Origin of the sequence: Pseudomonas sp. PSB11 (assembly GCF_014596605.1) — a bacterium.
Lineage (GTDB): Bacteria > Pseudomonadota > Gammaproteobacteria > Pseudomonadales > Pseudomonadaceae > Aquipseudomonas > Aquipseudomonas umsongensis.
This window is the reverse complement of record NZ_NOIO01000002.1, coordinates 216,897-237,604: the sequence shown is the minus strand read 5'-3', so window position 1 is coordinate 237,604 and position 20,708 is coordinate 216,897. Positions and strand designations below refer to the sequence as shown.

Sequence of the window (20,708 nt, the reverse complement as noted above, 5' to 3'; positions counted from 1 at the left end):
CACTGATTTGCGATCAGCAAGGAACTGCGTCAGCCCAAATGAGCTCGTAACATCAAGAGCGCAGCCGTGCGAGCTGCGCCAGGGAGAACGACCGTCATGCCTGAAACCTCGACCGCCATCGCCGATATCCATATGCTCGACAGTGGCTACTCCCGTGAAGCCCGCTCGCTGTTGTACCAGGCCTATCGTCACGAGCCGACGTTCAGCTATCTGTTCGAAGCCGAGCGCCCCGGCTATGAACAACGGGTGCGTGCCACCGTGCGCGAGTTGGTCAAGCAACATTTTTTCCAGGAGTTGCCGGCCATCGGCCTGCTGGTCAATGACCGGCTGATCGGCATTGCCCTGATCGCGCCACCACAACGGCGCCTGGGTGTGACTGAAAGTTGGGCATGGCGCCTGCGCATGGTGCTCAGTACCGGTTTTCGCTGCACCCGCCGCTACCTTGAGTACCACGACGCCGTCGCTGCCTGCGTGCCGAACGACTCGGTGCACGTGCTGCCGTTGCTGGGGGTTCACCCACAATTCCAGGGCAAGCACTTTGGTGAGCAGCTGCTGCAGGCGGTGCATAACTGGTGCGCGGTGGATGAAAATTCCCAAGGTGTGATTCTCGACACCGGCAATCCTCGTTACCTGGACTTCTATAAGCGCCAGGGCTATGAAGAAATCGGCGAGGTGGCCGTGGGGCCGATTCGCGAGCACGTGTTTTTTCACGCCAATCCGCAGGTATTACATACCGCAACAGCTTGAGGTCGAACTTTCCGTGCACGCCAGGCTCTATCACGCTCCACGCTCGTGATAGCATCCGCGCCTATGAAGTTTCCAGGAAGAATTACCAGTGGCGTGCTGATGCTGATTACCAGCTGCGCGGCGCTGGCGCAAAGTGAATTGGATGTGCGGATCAAACCGTCCAACGATGCACTGAAGGCCAATATAGAGGGCTATATAGGCAGTCTCGGCGATCGTGACGAAGAGGCCTTGCTGCGCTTCAGTCGTGGTGCCGAGGAGCAGGCGCGCAAGGCTGCCCAGGCCTTGGGTTACTACCAGCCGCACATCGACAGCGAAGTGAAGACTGGCAAGACACCGCGCCTGGTGCTGACCATCGAGCCCGGCGAGCCGGTGCATTTGCGCAACGTCACGATCCGCGTCGACGGCCCGGCGGCCAGCCTCAAGGCCTTTCGCGTGCCCAAAAGCCATGCCCTGCAAACCGGTGCGGTACTCAACCACGGTCAGTACGAAGACGCCAAGCGCCTGATCCAGAACCAGGCTTCGCGCTATGGCTTTTTCAGCGGCCACTTCACCCGTCAGAAGTTGTCGGTCGACCCGCGCGCTGGCGTGGCCGATATCGAGCTGGTCTACGACAGTGGCCCGCGCTACTCGCTGGGCAAGGTCAGTTTCGAAGGCGATACACCGTTCGACGAAGACCTGCTGCAGCGCATGGTGCCCTTCAAGGCGGGTACGCCGTATGACTCCGAACTGATCGCCGAACTCAACCAGGCGCTGCAATCGAGCGGCTATTTCGAAGGCGTGCGGGTCGACGCGGCGCCGACCGCGTCCAAGGACGATGTGATCCCGGTGGACGTCAAGCTCGAAACCCGCAAGCCTCGCACCATGGGCCTGGGCCTTGGCTACTCCACCGACGTCGGCCCGCGCGTGAAGGCCAACTGGACCCGGCACTGGGTCAACCCCCAGGGTCACAGTTATGGCTGGGAGACCGAAATCTCGGCGCCGCGGCAAAACGTCGGGGTGTTCTACGACATTCCCCTGGACCCGCCGCTGACCGACAAACTGCGCTTCGCCGGTGGTTATCAGAACGAAGAAATCGCTGACAAGGACAGCCTCAGCAAATTGCTGACTGTGGGGCCTGAGTGGCACAGCAAGTTGCCCAGCGGCTGGCAACGGGTGGTTTCGCTCAAGTGGCAGCGCGAGGAATACCGACTCGGCGACGATTCCGGCCTCAGTACGCTACTGATGCCCGGTGTGAGCTACTCGTACCTCAAAAGCGACAACCGCATCGACCCGCACAACGGTTATCGCCTGCAGTTCGAAAGCAAGGTCGCCAAGGAAGGCCTGGGTTCGGATAACAACTTGCTGTACGGCACCGCGCTGGTCAAAGGCCTGACCACGGTGTTCGACAAGCACCGCTTGCTCGGCCGGGTGCAGGTCGGCGGCAGTGCCACCAACGGCTACAAGTCGATCCCGCCTTCATTGCGCTTTTTCGCCGGTGGCGATCAGAGCGTGCGGGGGTACGACTATCAAAGCCTGTCCCCGGAGAACAATCAGGGTGATCGCATTGGTGGGCGCTACATGGTCACCGCCAGCGCCGAATACCAGTATTCCGTTGCGGAAAAATGGCGCGTGGCGACCTTCGTCGATCAGGGCAACTCCTTTAATACACTTGAGCTGCCAAACCTCAAGACCGGGGTCGGTATCGGCGTGCGCTGGATTTCTCCGGTGGGGCCGATTCGCCTCGACCTCGCCCATGCGCTGGACGACGATGGCGGCATTCGACTGCACTTTTCCATGGGGCCCGAGTTGTGAAGCGTGGTTTGAAAATAACACTGCTGGCCGTTCTCGCGCTGCTGATGCTGGTGGTTTTGACATTGGCCGCGGTGCTGGGCACGGCGACGGGCAGTCGCTGGGCGCTCGGGTTCGTGCCAGGTTTGAGCCTGGACAATTTCCAGGGTCGCCTGGGTGGGCAATGGAGCGCCGATCATGTGTTGTGGCAGCAAGACGCCAGCCGGGTCGAACTGGATAAGGTCATCTTCGCCTGGTCGCCGCTGTGCCTGACGCGCATGACCTTGTGCATCGGGCAATTAAAGGCTGATCGGGTCAGCCTGCAATTGCCGCCCGGCGCGCAAGAGGAGAGCACTGGGCCGATCAGTCTTCCTGACTTGAAACTGCCCCTGGCGCTCGAGCTGGGGGATATCCAGGTTGGCAGTCTGCTGTTCAATGGCAGCGAACAACTCAAGGGCTTGCAACTGGCGGCACACTGGACAGCCAACGGCTTGCAGATCGACTCGGTGCAATTGCAGCGCGATGAGCTGAGCCTGCACTTGTCTGGCCTGTTGCAACCGACCGGCAACTGGCCGCTCAAGGCCGAGGGCAAGCTGACCCTGCCCGCACCCGGTAGCGGACCCTGGGCGCTGGCGCTGAAGATTGACGGTGACCTGCTCAAGACCCTGAACCTGAAAGCCGACAGCAGCGGCTATCTCAGTGGGCAGCTGACCGGCCAACTGCAACCCTTGGTGGACAACCTGCCGGCCACCTTGCGCATCACCGCTGACGGCTTCAAACCCAGCGCCGACTTGCCAAACACCTTGCAACTCAATCAGCTTGAACTGACCGGCGCCGGTGACCTGAAAAACGGTTATCAATTAGTCGGCAAGGCCACGTTGCCCGCCGAGCAAGGCCCGGTCGGGCTGGCGCTGCAAGGCAAGGTCGACGCCAACGGCGCGCAAATCGCCGCGCTGGACCTGACTGCCAACGACAAGCAAAGCCTCAAGCTTACCGGCCAGTTGGACTGGAGCAAGGGCCTGAGCGCTGATGCCAAAGTCGCCTGGCTGGATTTCCCGTGGCACCGTCTTTACCCGCTGATCGACGAGCCCCAAGTGGCCTTGCGCAGCTTCAATGGTGACGTCTCCTACACCGACGGCAAATACCTGGGGCACTTCGATGCGGCTCTGGATGGTCCGGCCGGGGCCTTCAGCCTGGCCAGCCCGTTTGCCGGCGACCTGACGAAAATTTACCTGCAACAGATCCAGCTCGTCGCCGGGCAGGGCAAGGCCGAAGGGCACCTGAACCTGCAATTCGCCGACGGCATCGCCTGGGATACAGCGCTGGATCTTTCCGCGATCGACCCGGCGTACTGGGTCGCGGAACTGCCGGGCACCCTGGCCGGACCGTTGCGCAGCAAAGGCGAGATGAAGAACGGAACGCTCAGCCTGAGCGCTGACCTGGACCTGAAGGGCAAGCTGCGTGGCCAGCCAGCCGTCCTGCAAGCCAAGGCCGATGGCAGTGGCGAGCAATGGAACTTGAACGCCCTGCAGATTCGCCTCGGCGACAACAGCATCAATGGCAAGGGCAGCCTGCAGCAGAAACTCACCGGGCAGATCGACATCAAGCTGGCGCGACTGGCCCAGCTCTGGCCGCAATTGCGCGGCCAGATCAATGGCCGGGTCGATGTCGCCGGCACGCTCAAGGCGCCGCAAGGCAAGCTCGGGCTGCAAGGCACGCTATTGGCTTTCCAGGACAACCGCCTGCAAAGCCTGAACCTCGATGCGACACTCGACAGCGCGCAACGGGCGAAAATCGACCTCAAGGGCAGCGGCATCCAGACGGGCGATACCTCGCTGGGCACGCTGACTGCCAGCGGGCAGGGCGACATCAAGAACCAGAAACTGAGCCTCGACCTGCAAGGGCCCAAGCTCAAGCTCGCCCTCGGCCTCGACGGTGCACTGGACAAAGGCAACTGGCGCGGACGCCTGGCCAGCGGCGATATCCAGGCCGGTGGCCAGGACTGGAGGTTGCAAGGTCCGGCCAAACTGGAACGGCTAGCGGACGGCAAAATCAATTTCGGCGCCCATTGCTGGGCGTCCGGCCCGGCCAGTTTGTGCGGTGAAGACCAGCGCCTGATGCCCGAGCCGAAGTTGCGTTACCACCTCAAGCAATTCCCCATCGACAGCCTCGCCCAGTGGTTGCCCAAGGATTTCGCCTGGCAGGGCCGGCTCAACGCCGACGTGCAATTGGACCTGCCGGCCAGCGGCCCGAACGGTGTGATCAGCATCGATGCCAGCGGCGGCACGTTGCGCGTTCGCGAGAAAGAGCAGTGGTTGGACTTCCCCTACCAGACCCTCAAACTCACCAGCAAGCTCACGCCCAAGCGCATCGATACAGACCTGAATTTCGTCGGTGGCAAGCTTGGAGAATTGAGGGTGCAGGCGCAGATCAACCCGTTGCCGAAGAACAAGCCAATGACCGGCACGTTCCGTTTGAATGGCCTGGACGTGTCGGTGGCGCGCCCCTTTGTGCCCATGGTCGAGAAGCTGTCCGGTCGCTTGAATGGCAGCGGCACGATTTCCGGTGGCCTGCTGGCGCCGCAGGTCAATGGCAATCTGTTGCTCAGCGACGGTGAGGTTTCCGGCGCCGAATTGCCGATGGAGATTCAAGCGTTGCAATTGCAGGCGCTGATCGCCGGCGAATCCGTGCAGCTCAACGGCAACTGGAAAAGCGGCAAGACCGGGCAGGGCAGCCTGAATGGCAATGTCGCCTGGGGCCAGGCACTGGTGGTGGACCTGGCGCTCAAGGGCTCGCAGTTGCCGGTCAGCGTCGAACCCTACGCCAAGGTCGAAGTGGCCCCGGACCTGAAAATCTCGATGAAGGGTGATGAGCTGGCCATCGCTGGCAAAGTGCGGGTACCAAAAGGGGACATCACCATTCGAGAGTTGCCGCCCTCGACGGTCAAGGTATCCGGTGACACGGTGATCGTCGGGCAGCAGACCGAGGAGGGCAAACCACCCTTGGCGATGAAAATGGACATCGATGTGGTGGTCGGCGAAGACAAGCTGAGCTTTGCAGGGTTTGGCCTGACCGCCAATGTGCAGGGGCATGTGCACATCGGTGACTACATGGACACCCGTGGTGAGCTATGGCTCAACGACGGCCGTTACCGCGCCTACGGCCAGCGGCTTACGGTGCGTCGGGCGCGGTTGCTGTTCGCAGGCCCGATCGACCAGCCGTACCTGGACATCGAGGCGATCCGCCAGACCGACGACGTGATCGCCGGCATCCGCTTGAGCGGCAGCGCCGAGCAACCCACCACGCAGATTTTCTCGGAACCGGCCCTGGCCCAGGAACAGGCGTTGTCCTACCTGGTGCTGGGGCGTCCGCTGAGCAGCAACGGTGAAGACAACAACATGCTCGCCCAGGCTGCGCTCGGCCTGGGCCTGATGGGCAGCTCCGGGGTGACCGGCGGCCTGGCGAAGAATCTGGGCATCGAGGATTTCCAGCTCGACACCGAGGGCAGTGGCAACGCCACCAGCGTGGTCGCCAGCGGCAACCTTTCCGAGAAGCTCAGCCTGCGTTATGGCGTCGGCGTGTTCGAACCGGCCAATACCATTGCCTTGCGCTACAAGTTGAGCAAAAAGGTCTACCTTGAGGCCGCGGGTGGCGTGGCCAGTTCGTTGGATATCTTTTATAAGCGCGATTTCTGATCCGGTGTAGTTCCTGTGCGCCAGCCTTCGCGGTGTCAGGGCATACGCGAACCCTGTAGGCGCTGGCTTGCCAGCGATAGCGGTCGGCCAGGCAACATTGTTGTCGACAGGGAGGACGCCTTCGCTGGCAAGCCAGCTCCTACAGGGAGTGGTGGTGTTGTCAGAACTGCGTGGTCTGCCTGAGCATCTGCGCCGCCGGCGTATTCGACGGGCTGACCATCGCATAGTTGTAGCCACCACCCGACCAGTATTCGGCCTGTAAGCCGCCATCACTGCGGCTACCCCGGGGCAGCAAAAAGTTCTTCGGTCCCGGCGGGCGCACATAAAAACTGATTTTCTGCCCGTTCCGATCCTCGTAGACCACCATCGCCGCCGGTCCTTGCTCGGTGCTGAGCAAGCGCCCGCTGGCCGGTTTGAAGCCTGCGCCTGACAAATCAGGCAGGCGATTGGCCTGGGTGAAATAACGGTCGAGCCAGCCCTGCATGTCACCGGTGTCCCCGGCCTTGTAGTCCGCCGGCAATAGCCCCTGCTCGGCTATCAGGCGGTAAGCCTGCATCGCATCGGCCATCGGTTGCGCTGCGCTGAGGAGGGTCATTTCCCGAGCCTGCCAGCCGCTGACCCCGCCGATGCTGACGGCGATCAGCAATACCGCGGCGCTGGCCAGGTGGCGTCGGGACTGTCTTTTGAGGCGTCGGCGGATCTGCGCCGGATCGAGGTCCGGATTGGCCGGTTGCTGCAAGGCGCCACTCAGGGCGGCACGCAGTTTTTGGGCGTCCTGTTGCCAGGCGCGGACTTGTGCGGAGATTTGCGGGTTACTGGCCAGAAAAGCCTCCACCAGGCGCCGGTCTTCCTCGTCCAGCTGATGGTCGACGTAAGCGTGCAGGTCGCGCTCGCTGGGGGGCATGCTGATCATTTGAGTCTCCGCAGGGCAGGGCGGTTGATTTCGCCATCGCTGAGTTGGCGCAGGGCTTGGCGAGCCCGAGACAGTCGGGACATCACGGTGCCGGTGGGTACGTCGAGAATCTCGGCGACCTCTTTGTAACTCAGCCCCTCAACCGACACCCACAACAGCAGCGCACGCTGTTCGGTTGGCAGTTGATCGAAGGCATTGAGGGTCGATTGAGCGATCACGGTCCGCTCCACCGAAGGCTGCGCATCATCGCGTCCGGTAAAGAATTCAAGCATTCGCGCGTAGCGTCGGGAGCGACGGTGAGCATCGAGAAACTGTCGATAAAGAATCGAGAACAACCAGGCGCGCAAGTCGCCCTCGACGCGCTTGTCGCCCCAGCTTGTTAGCGCACGCTCAAGGCACGACTGCACCAGATCATCGGCGCTGCTGGCATTGCGCGTCAGCGATACGGCGAAGCGGCGCAACCTGGGAATGATTTCTCGCAGTTGTTCGTCGATATCGTTCATGAATTTCTGGTTACTCACTACGCTTTGAACCAGGAAGACGCTTGGCGTAGGAGGTTATTCCACACCCGGAAAAATAAATACCGGTCGATGGAATAAACAGCCGCCAGGTTCGTCTGCCTGATTCTTCTCACTTGTGGCCGATGGCCCTGGAGTCTTTCGATGGTAGATCGATCATCACCGCCACCCTTGAGTGCCGCGAGCCTGATGTTGCGTCTGGCCGGCATTGCCGTGGTCGTGGCTGCAGTGGCTGGGGCGTTTGCCTACGTCAATGGCACCTTTGACCCACAGCGCCTGACCCCGAAAAAGCTGGTCAATGTGTTGGAAACCAACAACGGCGTGCACCCGGGATTTCGCCGTAACCACGCCAAAGGCGTGTGCGTGATCGGCCATTTCGAGAGCAGTGGCGAGGCACGTAGCTATTCCACTGCACAGGTGTTTAATGAGGCGCGCACGCCGGTGGTTGGCCGTTTTGCCTTGCCGGCGGGCAACCCTTATGCGCCGGACAGCGCGGTACCGATCCGCAGCCTGGCGTTACGTTTCACCCAGGTCAACGGCCAGCAATGGCGCACCGGGATGAACAGCATGCCGGTGTTCCCGGTGGGCACGCCCGAGGCGTTCTATCAATTGCAACAGGCCCAGTCGCCGGTTCCCGCGACGGGCAAACCGGACCCGGCGGCGGTGCCGGCGTTTTTCGGCTCGCACCCGGAAGCCGCACCGTTCCTGGCCTGGATCAAGACGGCCAAGCCATCGGCCAGTTACGTCACTGAAACCTACAACAGCGTCAACGCGTTTTACCTGGTGAACGCTGCAGGACAACGGCAGGCGGTGCGTTGGAGCATGGTGCCGGTAGCCCAGGACGCGCCTGGGGACACGGCGCCGCAAGGGACTGATTTTCTGGAGAAGGATCTGCTCCGGCGAATCGCCGCAGGGCCCCTGCGTTGGCAGTTGAACATCATCCTGGCCAACCCCGGCGACCCGGTCAACGATGCGAGCAAGGCCTGGCCCGAGGGGCGCAAGGTGTTGAACGCAGGCACCCTGGTTCTTGAAAGCACCCAGCCACAACTCAGCGGTGAGTGCCGCGATATCAACTATGACCCGCTGGTGCTCCCTGCCGGCATCGAAGGTTCCGACGACCCGCTGCTCGCCGCTCGTTCAGCCGGTTATGCCAATTCCTACCTGCGCCGCACCAGCGAAGTCAGCCAGTTGCCCGCCGCCAAACAGGAGGCCCAGCAATGAGCAACCAACCCAACCACTTCGCTCCCCTGGCGCGCCTGCTGCACTGGCTGATGGCGCTGATGATCATCGCCATGCTGTTCATCGGCGCGGGCATGGTCGCCTCGGTGTCCGAGCGCCATGAATGGCTGATCCACCTGCACAAGCCCCTGGGCGTGGCGATTCTGTTGCTGGTGATCGTGCGATTGTTCGTGCGCTTCTCCACGCAGCAGCCACCGCTGCCCGCAGACCTGCCGGGTTGGCAAGCGCTGGCGGCCAAGGCGTCCCATGTGCTGCTATACGCCCTGATGCTGGTTCTGCCGTTGTTGGGCTGGGCAATGATTTCAGCATCGGGCGAACCGGTGATGCTCAGCAGCTCATTGCAGTTGCCGTCGATTGTGCCGGCGAATGCGCAGGTGTTCGCGTTCTTGCGCAAGGCGCATGGGTATCTGGCGTATCTGCTGTTTCTGACCGTGCTGCTGCATCTGGCCGCAGCATTGTTTCACGGTTGGGTGCGCCGCGATGAGGTGCTGGACAGTATGTTGCGGGGTAAAGACCGCGGGTGATCGCCGGCAGCATTGACACTTAAAACCTGTAGGAGCGAGCCTGCTCGCGATGGAAGCACGAGCACCGAGGGGCATCAGACAGCCAGCGTTTTCGTTGGCGACCATCGCGAGCAGGCTCGCTCCTACAGGTATCGCGCGGTAGATCAGCGCAAAACGCCAACCATATCCGCCACCGTCGTCAACACATCCTTGCCCAATTGCTTCGAGCGTTTCCCCGACCAGCCGGTCAACGGGTTCGGATGGTCGTCGTGGTCCTTGAACGGCATTTCCAGGGTCAGCGACAGGCAATCGTATTTCTGCCCGACACTGTTGCACGCCAGGGTCATGTTCGCCTGGCCCGGTTCGTCACGGGTGTAGCCGTGCTTGGTCTGGAAGTCCTTGGTGGTGTGTTTCAGATGGCTGCGGAAGTGTTCTTCCAGTTCGGCGATCCGCGGCGTGTAGCCTGGATTGCCCTCGCAGCCAGCGGTAAACACGTGGGGGATTTCCTCGTCGCCATGGATGTCGAGGAACAGGTCGACGCCGTATTTTTCCATCTGCTGCTGGACGAAAAAGACTTCCGGGCTGAGCGCCTCGCTGGCGCTTTGCCAGGCGCGGTTCAGGTCCTGGCCCATGGCGTTGGTGCGCAGGTGGCCGTGGAAGGCTCCATCCGGGTTCATGTTCGGCACCAGGTACAGGTCGGCACTGGCCAGCAGTTTGTTCAGCACCGGGTCGTCGTGTTTCTCCAGGCGCTCGATCACACCTTCCATGAACCACTCGGCCATGTGTTCGCCGGGATGTTGCTGGGCAATGATCCACACCTTGCGCTGGCCTTCGGCGCCAGTGCCTTTGCGCAGCAGCTGGATGTCGCGACCTTCGACACTCTTGCCGGTGGCCAGCAATTCGGTGCCGGCCTTGGTCAGTGCCTGCTCGATCAACCAGTCGTGGCGGCCACGGCTGTAGGGTTCGAAGTAGGCGAACCAGGCGTGGGTCTGTTCAGCTTCGAGGCTGAAACGCAGGCAGTCGCCCTCGAAAATGGTCGGCACACGGAACCAGTTGACGTGGTCGTAGGACGCCACCGCCTGATAGCCGGTCCAGGCCTTGTTGTAGGAGGACTGGCTGGCATTGTTCAGGCGAAACCAATGGTCCTGGCCGACATGCAGGCCGCTGGCCTTGAAGTGGAACCATTGGAAATGGTTGCTTTTGCTATCGGGACGGATGGCCAGCAGGGGTTTGAGCGGGTCGCTGACATCGATGACCTGGATGTTGCCGCTGTCGAAATTGGCACTGATGTCGAGTGAGGATTTGGCCACGGTCAGGGTTCCTGATTGAGATTTTTATGGCGGTACTTTACACGCAAGCTTAGAGGGTTAGCAGCGCGGATAAAACGTTTCACCCGGCATGTCGCGGTTTGCTCCGCGGCTTCCTCACTGGTTCGCGATCAGCCGTGTTACCACGCGCACCTTATTGGAGGCCGTCGGGACAAATCGCCCCGCAAGCCCTGAGCATCGAGGCGGTGAAGGCGGCCGTTCATGAAAAAATGCCGTTGCATGGCTGGACGCCCATTCGCGCGCCACCGGCGGCTATCTGTGCGCCAGTGATCTGCAAGACTACCGGGCCCAGTGGGTCGAGCCGATCAAGGTCAGCCCTGCAAAACCGCGGTGAAGAATTCAGTCTTGATCCAGGTCACGCCAGTTGCCTGGCACCCGGCAAAACGACCTTCCACACCATCATCCCCGGGTTTCTCAGCAAGGACGGTGAAGCGCTGGGGCCTTTCGGCGTGATGGGTGGCTACATGCAGCCCCAGGGGCATGTGCAGATGGTCATGAACCTGGTGGATTTCGGGCTTAACCCGCAAGCGGCCCTGGACGCCCCGCGCTGGCAGTGGTTGGGCGAAATGTCGGCATCGAGCAGGACGCCTCGCGAGACATGGCGGCGGCACTGGCACGGCGTGGGCACGAAGTCGAGGTGGTGTGCGATCGCACGAGTTACGGGCGAGGCCAGATCATCCTGCGCGATCCTGACTCCGGTTTACTGTGTGGCGGGACCGAGCCGCGAGCGGACTCGCATATAGCCGTGTATTGATAGGCTGAGGGGGGGCGTCTTCCTTGACGCCGTCGCAGCTTAGAGATTATGCGATTGATTCTCAAGTGCTATTTGCCATTAGTTTGCCTCCTCGACAGAAGGCTTCCCTTGCCAACTAATATTGCTTGATATGATCCGCGCCATCGAATTTGCGACACATCAAGACTTCATTAGCCTGAAGCCATAAGCCAGAAAACTGGCAAAAAAAGACCCGGCAAAAGCCGGGTCAAAAACCGTGATTAGCCTGATGAGGAGATAGTCCAGGCGACCGACCTAAGGTCCCTGGGCCATCGACTGATCTCGCGATCAGTTGGTGCAATAATAATCATTCTCGTTTGCAAGTCAAACGATTTTGACTGCGCGTCGGGAAAATTCTTTCCTGTCCTTCTGTCCCAATACTCCTCCAAACTAGCCTTTCTGGCCGCCCTCCAGGGAGCGGTTCACCATGGCCTTTGCCATATCGATCATGTGCACGGTCGAGAGCGCCAGGTCCCGATGTGCCCCGTGCAAGTGATTGGCTGACTCGTAGGCGGTGGCGGCAGCGCACCGTAGCAGTCCCGAAGCATGCACCAGGGCTTCCTCGATGCTGATGTTGCGGTTTACGTCGAAGAGACGCTCCTGTGACGGCTCCTCTGAAACAGCTGGTTTCAAGTAGTAATCCAGTGCTCGCTGTGCGGCGGCAGATCCCTGGGGTGAGTGGAGGGAGGTATCGATGTGCATGTCGGGCAAGTCGTTGCTGGGCAGGTTCATGGTCAAGGCGAACTCCGTGATAAATTCAGATCCGTTCATTCATCCTAATACGTTATGTATTTATGACAATTTTATTAATACTACATTTTGTGTTTTGTCGGGCGAGTCGCGCCACGTATCGTGCCGCACATGGATAAATGGATAGCCTTGGTCAAGGCCAAGATGAGTGAACTCAAGATCACTCAGGAAATACTCGCCGACCGCCTCGGGATGTCCCAGGGGGGCATCGGTCATTGGCTGACAAAACGCCGTCAGCCCGGCATCGACGACATGAATCGTGTGCTGCAGGCCCTGGGCCTGGATTTTCTCGAAGTGACGCTGGTGATTCGCGAACCTGGGCAGGAACAGGACGATGAGGTCTGCCTGACGCAAAAGTACAACCCGTACTTTCGCTACCCGGTCAGTGACTGGCGGGACACCGTGCGGGTGCGCGATGGCGAGCGGGCGCCGTACCGTTTCGAACTGTCTGACTACCACGCTCGAGGCGCGGCGTTCTGGCTGACGGTGGTTGGCGATGCCATGACCGCTCCCAGCGGCCCCAGCGTTGCCGAGGGTATGTTGATCCTGGTGGACCCGGATGTGGACGCGGTGCCGGGCAAGCTGGTGATCGCGCAATGGCCCGACAGCAGCGAGGCGATTTTTCGTAAATTGAGCGAAGAGGGCGGGCAGCGTTACCTGGTCCCGCTCAATCCGACCTACCCGAAAAGCCTGTTCACCGACGAGTGCCGAATCATCGGCGTGGTGGTCCAGGCAACCGTGAAGTTCTAGCCAGGCCGGCCCGCGTCATGCGCAGGGCCGGCCTGCCTGTCAGGCTTCTTCCAGTTCGACCAGCGCACTGCCTTCGCTGACCATCTCGCCTTCCTGGCAATACAGCGCCTTGATCACGCCGGCGTGGGGTGCGCGGATGCTGTGCTCCATCTTCATGGCCTCCAGCACCACCAGTTGCGCCCCGGCCTCGACCGATTGCCCGGCCTCTACCAGCACGCGTACGATGCTGCCATTCATGGGGGCGGTGAGCCCGCCGTGATGGGCGTGACTGGCTTCAACGGCGGTGATCGGGTCGTAGGTCTCGATGCGGCGCAGTTCGCCTTCCCATTGCAGGTAGACAAAGTCGCCACGGCGGATCGCCCGGTGCTGGCGACGTACGCCTTCGTGCTCGGTCAGCAACTGCTCGCCCTTGAGTCGGGCGCTGTGGGATTGGGGGTTGCCCAGCGTCAACGCGCGATCCTGGCCCTCGCAACTCAGGTGCAGGGTGATTTGCGCGGGCAAACCGGCGCGCATACCGTTGCCAATAGCCCATGGCGAGCTTGGGTCATCGCTGCGCGATGGGCTGTGCAGGCTCTGGGCGAATGCCTGGGCGGCGGCTTGCCAGAACGCGTCGCTGAGTGCCGCAGGTTGTGGCAATAGCTGTTCCTGGTAACGGGGGATGAACCCGGTATCGAGTTCGGCCTGGGCAAACGCCGGATGGCCGATGATTCGCCGCAGGAAGTTGATGTTGGTCTTGAGCCCGCCAATCGCGAATTCGTCGAGCATGGCCAGCAGTCGCAAGCGCGCCTGCTCACGGTCCTCACCCCAGGCAATCAGCTTGCCGAGCATCGGGTCGTAGAACGGCGAAATCTCATCGCCTTCTTCAACGCCGCTGTCCACCCGGCGACCCGCACCTGGCGCGGATTCGCGATACAGTTCCAGGCGACCGGTAGCGGGCAAAAAGTCGTTGGCCGGATCTTCGGCGTATAAGCGCACTTCAATCGCGTGACCGTTCAGCGGCACCTGGTCCTGGGTCATCGGCAAGGCTTCGCCGCGGGCCACACGAATCTGCCAGGCCACCAGGTCGAGGCCGGTGATGGCTTCGGTTACCGGGTGTTCGACCTGCAGGCGGGTGTTCATCTCCATGAAGAAAAACTCGCCGCGCGCATCCAGCAGGAATTCCACCGTGCCAGCACCGACGTAACCGATGGCCTGTGCCGAACGCACGGCCGCTTCGCCCATGGCGCGGCGCAGTTCCGGGCTCAGGCCGGGCGCCGGCGCTTCTTCGACGACTTTCTGGTGCCGACGCTGAATCGAGCAGTCCCGTTCGTTGAGATACAGGCAGTTGCCGTGTTGATCGGCGAATACCTGGATTTCAACGTGACGGGGTTTGAGCAGGTACTTCTCCACCAGCATCCGCGAATCGCCGAACGACGATTGAGCTTCGCGTTGCGCCGAGGCCAGGGCTTCGGCCAGTTGGCTGACGTCCTCGACCACTTTCATGCCCTTGCCGCCGCCACCGGCCGTGGCTTTGAGCAGCACCGGGTAGCCGATACGTTCGCAGGCATCGCGGAAGGTCTCGAGGTCCTGGGCTTCACCGTGATAGCCCGGTACCAACGGCACGCCGGCGGTTTCCATCAAGGCCTTGGCCGCGGATTTGCTGCCCATGGCGTCGATGGCCGAGGCGGGCGGGCCGAGGAAGATCAGGCCAGCGGCTTCGATGGCGCGGGCGAACCCGGCATTCTCGGAGAGGAAACCGTAGCCGGGATGGATCGCCTGGGCACCGCTGGCCTTGGCGGCAGCAATCAACTTGTCGATTTGCAGGTAACTGTCGGCGGCCTTGCTGCCGCCGAGGTCGACACGGATATCGGCTTCACGGCTGTGTCGGGCATCGCGGTCGGTGGCGCTGTGCACAGCCACGGTGGTCAGGCCCAAGGCTTTGGCAGTGCGCATTACCCGACAGGCGATTTCGCCGCGGTTGGCCACCAACAGGGTAGTGAGGACGGGTGCGCTCATCAACGCGGCTCCTTGGTGGTGGTTGCGGCTTGCCAGCTCGGCGGACGTTTTTGCAGAAAGGCGCGCAGGCCTTCCTGGCCTTCCGGGCTGACGCGAATGCGGGCAATGGCGTTCTCGGTGTAGCGACGCAGGGACGGCGTCAGCGTGCCGTCGCCGACTTCACGCAGCAGCTCCTTGCTGGCGCGCATGGCCGCCGGGCTGTTGAGCAGCAGATTGTCGATCCACTGTTCGATTTTCTGTTCCAGCTCGGCTGACGGGTAACTCTCCGACAACAGGCCGAGCTCCCGTGCCCGCTGCCCGCCGAAGCGCTCGGCGGTCAAGGCATAGCGTCGGGTGGCGCGCTCACCCATGGCTTGTACCACGAACGGGCTGATCACGGCCGGTGCCAGGCCGATACGCACTTCCGACAGACAGAACTGCGCGTCATCGGCGCCGATGGCCATGTCACAGCAACTGATCAGCCCCAGGGCGCCGCCAAACGCCGCGCCTTGCACCACGGCCAGGGTCGGGATTTTCAGCTTGGCGAGGTTGTACATCAACTCTGCCAGCTCGCGGGCGTCGTCGAGGTTGGTGGCGTAATCGAGCTCAGCCGATTGCTGCATCCAGGCCAGATCGGCCCCCGCGCTGAAGTGTTTGCCGCGACCACGCACCAGCAGGAAACGCAGGTTGGCATCGCTGGCCACCTTGTCCAGGGCGAGGATCAGTTCGCGGATCATTTCGGCGTTGAAGGCGTTGTTCTTTTCTTCACGACTGAGCCACAGCGTGGCAAAGCCACGGGGGTCGGTCAGCAGTTCGAGGGTGTTGAAGTCGCTCATATTCATCCGTCTCCACGGTCTTTTTGGGAGCGGGCTTGCTCACGATTGGTGGCGATTGCTGCGCAATCGAACGGGGATAAATCCCCTCGCCACAAAAGCCCGTTCCTACAAAAAAATCACATCCGGAACACGCCGAAGCGGCTCGGTTCGATTGGCGCGTTCAACGACGCGGACAAGGCCAGTGCCAGGACATCGCGGGTCTGGGCCGGGTCGATGACGCCGTCATCCCACAGGCGAGCGCTGGAATAGTAGGGGTGGCCCTGTTCTTCGTACTGGTCGAGGATCGGTTGCTTGATCTCGGCTTCCTGCTCGGCGCTGAAACCATGACCACCACGCTCGGCCTGCTCGCGCTTGACCTGCACCAACACGCCGGCTGCCTGTTCGGCACCCATCACGCCGATGCGCGCGTTCGGCCACATCCAGAGGAAACGTGGATCGTAGGCCCGACCACACATGCCGTAGTTACCGGCGCCGAAGCTGCCGCCGATGATCACGGTGAACTTCGGCACCTTGGCGCAGGCCACGGCGGTCACCAGTTTTGCGCCGTGCTTGGCGATGCCGCCGGCTTCGTATTTCTGGCCGACCATGAAGCCGGTGATGTTCTGCAGGAACAGCAGCGGGATGCCGCGCTGGCAAGCCAGCTCGATGAAGTGCGCGCCTTTCTGTGCAGCTTCGGCAAAGAGAATGCCGTTGTTGGCGAGGATGGCGATCGGGTAACCATGCAGGTAGGCAAAACCGCATACCAGCGTGGTTCCGAACAGCGCTTTGAATTCGTCGAACACCGAACCGTCCACCAGCCGTGCAATCACTTCACGCACGTCGAACGGTTGCTTGGCGTCCGACGGGACCACGCCGTACAGTTCGTCGCTGGCGTAGAGCGGGGCGATCGGTGCGCGTTGCTGCACTTCGCCGAGTTTGCACCAGTTGAGGTTGGCAACGCTGCGGCGGGCGATGGCCAGGGCATGTTCGTCGCTTTCGGCGTAATGGTCGGCCACACCGGAGATCTTGCAGTGCACATCGGCCCCGCCCAGGTCTTCGGCGCTGACCACTTCGCCCGTGGCGGCTTTGACCAGCGGTGGGCCGGCGAGGAAGATGGTTGCTTGCTCGCGCACCATGATGGCCTCGTCGGCCATGGCCGGCACATAGGCACCGCCCGCGGTGCAGGAGCCCATGACCACGGCAATCTGTGGGATGCCCTGGGCGCTCATGTTGGCCTGGTTGAAGAAGATCCGCCCGAAGTGCTCACGGTCTGGAAACACTTCATCCTGGCGCGGCAGGTTGGCGCCGCCGGAATCCACCAGGTAGATGCACGGCAGGCGATTCTGCTGGGCGATCGTCTGGGCGCGCAGGTGCTTTTTCACTGTTAGCGGGTAGTACGAGCCACCTTTTACCGTGGCATCGTTGGCGACGATCATGCATTCGACGCCTTCCACGCGGCCGATCCCGGCAATCACGCCAGCGGCGGGAACGTCTTCGCCGTACACCTCGTAGGCCGCCAACTGGCTGATTTCCAGGAACGGCGAACCCGGGTCGAGCAGGCGGTTGATGCGCTCGCGCGGCAGCAGCTTGCCCCGGGAGGTGTGGCGTTCTTGCGCTTTCGGGCCGCCACCTTGTGCCACCTGGGCAAGCAGGGTGTGCAAGGCATCGACCTGTTTGAGCATCGCCGCGCTGTTGGTCGCGAACTCCGCCGAACGGGGGTTGAGCTGGGTATGCAGGATAGCCATGGACAGCTCCGTTTAGCGGGTTTCGTTGAACAGTTCGCGGCCGATCAGCATGCGGCGGATCTCACTGGTACCCGCGCCGATTTCGTACAGCTTGGCGTCACGCAGCAGGCGACCGGCCGGGAATTCGTTGATATAGCCGTTGCCTCCGAGAATCTGGATCGCGTCGAGGGCCATTTGCGTGGCGCGCTCGGCGCTGTAGAGGATCACGCCGGCGGCGTCCTTGCGGGTGGTTTCGCCACGCTCGCAGGCCTGGGCGACGGCATAAAGATAGGCGCGACTGGCGTTGAGCTGGGTGTACATGTCGGCAACCTTGCCCTGGATCAGTTGGAACTCGCCGATGCTCTGGCCGAACTGCTTGCGGTCGTGGATGTACGGCACGATCAGGTCCATGCAGGCCTGCATGATCCCGGTCGGGCCGCCTGAAAGCACGACGCGTTCGTAGTCGAGGCCGCTCATCAGCACCTTCACGCCGCCGTTAAGTACGCCGAGGATGTTTTCTTCCGGCACTTCGACGTCATCGAAGAACAGCTCGCAGGTGTTGGAGCCGCGCATGCCGAGCTTGTCAAACTTGTTGCTGCGGCTGAAGCCTTTCCAGTCGCGCTCGACGATGAAGGCGGTGATGCCGTGAGGGCCTTTTTCCAGGTCGGTCTTGGCGTAGATCACGTAGGTGTTGGCGTCCGGACCGTTGGTGATCCAGGTCTTGCTGCCGTTGAGCACGTAGTGATCGCCGCGCTTGTCGGCACGCAGCTTCATCGAGACCACGTCGGAACCGGCGTTCGGCTCACTCATGGCCAGGGCGCCGATGTGTTCGCCGCTGATCAGTTTGGGCAGGTACTTGGATTTCTGTTCGTGGTTGCCATTGCGGTTGATCTGGTTGACGCAGAGGTTGGAATGCGCGCCGTACGACAGGGCTACAGAGGCCGAGCCGCGGCTGATTTCTTCCATCGCAACCACGTGCGCCAGGTAGCCCAGGCCGGCACCGCCGTACTCTTCCGGCACGGTAATGCCCAGCAGGCCCATGTCGCCGAATTTACGCCACAGGTCAGCGGGGAACAGGTTGTCGATGTCGATCTGAGCGGCGCGCGGGGCGATCTCCTTGGCGACGAAGGACTGGACCTGATCGCGCAGCATGTCGATGGTTTCACCGAGGGCAAAGTTCAGGGATGGGTAGCTCATGGGTCACCTTTTGGCTTTTTTGTTGGGCGGGGAGGGCAGTGCTTTGGCTCTCACCTTTACGTTAACGTAAACCTGTGACGAATGGCTGTCAATCGCCCTTTACGTTAACGTCAACTTGAGCGAGAGTAGAGGCAGGTTCCTGTAGGAGCAGCCGGTCGACGCTCGAATGCTCGCGATGAACGCAAGGCTGAAGCGTTTATTCAGAAAGCACGCGTTATTGTTGACGACTTTCGCGAGCATTCGAGCGTCGACCGGCTGCTCCTACAGGTATCCGTCGGTAGCCCATCAATAAAGACAATAGGGGTCGTCATGGATCAACCCAGTGCAAGCCCGCAACGCAGTTACACCCGTGGTTCCCAGGACAAAGCCTTGCTGGCGATGACCATCGGCCAGGCGTTCGACAACACCGTGGCAAAGTACCCCGACGGGGAAGCGCTGGTCGTGCGCCATCAACAGCTGCGCTACACCTGGCGACAATTGGCCGATGCGGTGGACCTGCATGCCCGGGCGTTATTGGCGCTGGGCCTGCAGGCCGGCGACCGCCTCGGCATCTGGGCGCCTAACTGTGCCCAGTGGTGCATTACACAGGTGGCCACCGCGAAAATTGGCGTGATCCTGGTCAACATCAACCCAGCCTATCGCAGTTCCGAACTCGAATACGTGTTGAAGCAGTCCGGTTGCCAATGGCTGGTCAGCGCCGGGGCTTTCAAGACCTCCGATTATCACGCCATGCTGCAGGGCCTGGTGCCGGAGCTGGCGGAGCAAGTCGTCGGCCAATTGCACAGTGAACGCCTGCCGGAACTGCGCGGTGTGATCAGCGTCGACGCGCAGCCGCCGAAGGGTTTCCTGCCCTGGTCGCAACTGACCGGGCTGGCGGACAGCGTATCGGTCGAGCAATTGCATGAACGCCAAGACAGCTTGCACTTCGATCAGGCGGTGAACATCCAGTACACCTCCGGTACGACCGGCTTCCCCAAGGGCGCGACCCTCAGCCACTACAACATTCTCAATAATGGCTATATGGTCGGCGAAAGCCTGGGCCTGAGCGCCGTCGACCGGCTGGTGATCCCGGTGCCGTTGTACCACTGCTTCGGCATGGTCATGGGCAACCTCGGTTGCATCACCCATGGCAGCACCATGATTTACCCCAACGACGCGTTCGACCCGCTGCTGACCCTGCGCACTGTCGCCGAAGAAAAAGCCACCGCGCTCTACGGTGTGCCAACCATGTTCATCGCCATGCTCGACCAGCCACAACGCGCCGAATTCGACCTGTCGAGCCTGCGCACCGGGATCATGGCCGGGGCGACCTGCCCTATCGAGGTCATGCGCCGGGTGATCAATGAAATGCACATGAGCGAAGTGCAGATTGCCTATGGCATGACGGAAACCAGCCCGGTGTCCTTGCAGACAGGTCCCTCGGACGACCTCGAGTTGCGTGTGACCACTGTCGGCCGTACCCAGCCACAGCTGGAAAGCAAGATCATCGACGAAGCGGGCAATCTGGTGCCCCGTGGCACCATCGGTGAGCTCTGTACTCGCGGCTACAGTGTGATGCTCGGCTACTGGAACAACCCGCAAGGTACGGCGGAAGCCATCGACCAGGCCGGCTGGATGCACACCGGTGACCTGGCAAGCATGAATGAAGAGGGGTACGTGTGCATCGCCGGGCGCAACAAGGACATGATCATTCGTGGTGGCGAGAACATTTATCCGCGCGAGCTGGAAGAGTTCTTCTTCACCCACCCGGCGGTGGCCGATGTGCAGGTGATCGGCATTCCTTGTTCGCGTTATGGCGAAGAGATCGTTGCCTGGATCAAGTTCCACCCCGGCCATAGTGCCACCGAGCAGGAGCTGCAAGCCTGGTGCAAGGAGCGCATCGCGCACTTCAAGACACCGCGGTACTTCAAGTTCGTGGACGAGTTTCCAATGACCGTGACCGGCAAGATCCAGAAATTCCGCATGCGCGAGATCAGCATCGAGGAGCTGCGTAGCAAGCAGGGCTGATGATTAACC

The 20,708-nt window shown here is 61.6% G+C and carries 15 protein-coding genes and 1 pseudogene; 8 read left to right on the top strand and 8 right to left on the bottom strand.

Annotated features, from left to right (window positions below; genetic code table 11):
• Positions 1 to 96 precede the first annotated feature (96 nt).
• The 3 genes from CGA21_RS04145 (at position 97) to CGA21_RS04135 (ending at position 6,209) form a co-directional block, all read left to right on the top strand.
• Positions 97 to 747, top strand: coding sequence for a GNAT family N-acetyltransferase (locus CGA21_RS04145; protein ID WP_008057251.1), 651 nt, complete (start codon positions 97 to 99; stop codon positions 745 to 747).
• Positions 748 to 810: 63 nt separating this feature from the next.
• On the top strand, positions 811 to 2,538 hold the full coding sequence (locus CGA21_RS04140; RefSeq protein ID WP_188263593.1) for an autotransporter assembly complex protein TamA: 1,728 nt from the start codon (positions 811 to 813) through the stop codon (positions 2,536 to 2,538).
• Positions 2,535 to 6,209: a translocation/assembly module TamB domain-containing protein gene (locus CGA21_RS04135; protein WP_188263592.1), complete on the top strand. Its 3,675-nt coding sequence runs from the start codon at positions 2,535 to 2,537 to the stop codon at positions 6,207 to 6,209. The genes CGA21_RS04140 and CGA21_RS04135 overlap by 4 nt, the downstream gene beginning before the upstream one ends.
• 160 nt (positions 6,210 to 6,369) lie before the next feature.
• Here CGA21_RS04135 and CGA21_RS04130 read toward each other — a convergent pair whose 3' ends face one another.
• Positions 6,370 to 7,122 carry an anti-sigma factor family protein gene (locus CGA21_RS04130; protein WP_188263591.1) on the bottom strand — a complete coding sequence of 251 codons (753 nt, stop codon included), beginning with the start codon at positions 7,120 to 7,122 and terminating at the stop codon, positions 6,370 to 6,372.
• A complete protein-coding gene (locus CGA21_RS04125) occupies positions 7,119 to 7,625 on the bottom strand; it encodes an RNA polymerase sigma factor (RefSeq protein ID WP_188263590.1) in 507 nt (168 codons plus the stop codon). The genes CGA21_RS04130 and CGA21_RS04125 overlap by 4 nt, the downstream gene beginning before the upstream one ends.
• 159 nt (positions 7,626 to 7,784) lie before the next feature.
• On the opposite strand from CGA21_RS04125, the gene CGA21_RS04120 reads away from it, so the two are divergent.
• Together CGA21_RS04120 and CGA21_RS04115 are read left to right on the top strand one after the other, a co-directional pair.
• Positions 7,785 to 8,861 carry a catalase family peroxidase gene (locus CGA21_RS04120; RefSeq protein ID WP_188263589.1) on the top strand — a complete coding sequence of 359 codons (1,077 nt, stop codon included), beginning with the start codon at positions 7,785 to 7,787 and terminating at the stop codon, positions 8,859 to 8,861.
• Complete coding sequence (locus tag CGA21_RS04115) at positions 8,858 to 9,403, top strand: cytochrome b (RefSeq protein WP_188263588.1); 546 nt, start codon at positions 8,858 to 8,860, stop codon at positions 9,401 to 9,403. The genes CGA21_RS04120 and CGA21_RS04115 overlap by 4 nt, the downstream gene beginning before the upstream one ends.
• Positions 9,404 to 9,546: 143 nt before the next feature.
• Here the strand turns inward: CGA21_RS04115 and CGA21_RS04110 are convergent, their stop codons facing one another.
• Entirely contained in the window at positions 9,547 to 10,698 is a 1,152-nt protein-coding gene (locus tag CGA21_RS04110; RefSeq protein WP_110753925.1) for a M14-type cytosolic carboxypeptidase, read from the bottom strand.
• Between the two features lie 326 nt (positions 10,699 to 11,024).
• Here CGA21_RS04110 and CGA21_RS04105 point away from each other — a divergent pair.
• Positions 11,025 to 11,464: pseudogene (locus CGA21_RS04105) on the top strand (gamma-glutamyltransferase); the annotation flags it as partial.
• A 408-nt stretch (positions 11,465 to 11,872) separates the two neighbouring features.
• Here CGA21_RS04105 and CGA21_RS04100 read toward each other — a convergent pair.
• The gene (locus CGA21_RS04100) at positions 11,873 to 12,214 is read right to left on the bottom strand and encodes a DUF6124 family protein (RefSeq protein WP_188263685.1); all 342 of its coding nucleotides are present in this window, start codon (positions 12,212 to 12,214) and stop codon (positions 11,873 to 11,875) included.
• Positions 12,215 to 12,343: 129 nt separating this feature from the next.
• On the opposite strand from CGA21_RS04100, the gene CGA21_RS04095 reads away from it, so the two are divergent.
• The gene (locus CGA21_RS04095; RefSeq protein ID WP_188263587.1) at positions 12,344 to 12,982 is read left to right on the top strand and encodes a LexA family protein; all 639 of its coding nucleotides are present in this window, start codon (positions 12,344 to 12,346) and stop codon (positions 12,980 to 12,982) included.
• Between the two features lie 39 nt (positions 12,983 to 13,021).
• On the opposite strand, the gene CGA21_RS04090 is transcribed toward CGA21_RS04095, so the two are convergent.
• The 4 genes from CGA21_RS04090 to CGA21_RS04075 form a co-directional block, all read right to left on the bottom strand.
• A complete protein-coding gene (locus CGA21_RS04090) occupies positions 13,022 to 14,977 on the bottom strand; it encodes an acetyl/propionyl/methylcrotonyl-CoA carboxylase subunit alpha (protein ID WP_110753921.1) in 1,956 nt (651 codons plus the stop codon).
• The gene (locus tag CGA21_RS04085) at positions 14,977 to 15,792 is read right to left on the bottom strand and encodes a gamma-carboxygeranoyl-CoA hydratase (protein ID WP_110753919.1); all 816 of its coding nucleotides are present in this window, start codon (positions 15,790 to 15,792) and stop codon (positions 14,977 to 14,979) included. Before CGA21_RS04085 ends, CGA21_RS04090 begins: the two co-directional genes overlap by 1 nt.
• 116 nt (positions 15,793 to 15,908) lie before the next feature.
• Positions 15,909 to 17,516, bottom strand: coding sequence for a carboxyl transferase domain-containing protein (locus CGA21_RS04080; protein ID WP_188263586.1), 1,608 nt, complete (start codon positions 17,514 to 17,516; stop codon positions 15,909 to 15,911).
• A gap of 12 nt (positions 17,517 to 17,528) precedes the next feature.
• Entirely contained in the window at positions 17,529 to 18,692 is a 1,164-nt protein-coding gene (locus CGA21_RS04075) for an isovaleryl-CoA dehydrogenase (RefSeq protein ID WP_008031893.1), read from the bottom strand.
• A 309-nt stretch (positions 18,693 to 19,001) separates the two neighbouring features.
• On the opposite strand from CGA21_RS04075, the gene CGA21_RS04070 reads away from it, so the two are divergent.
• Positions 19,002 to 20,699: an AMP-binding protein gene (locus CGA21_RS04070; RefSeq protein ID WP_188263585.1), complete on the top strand. Its 1,698-nt coding sequence runs from the start codon at positions 19,002 to 19,004 to the stop codon at positions 20,697 to 20,699.
• Positions 20,700 to 20,708: the final 9 nt, after the last annotated feature.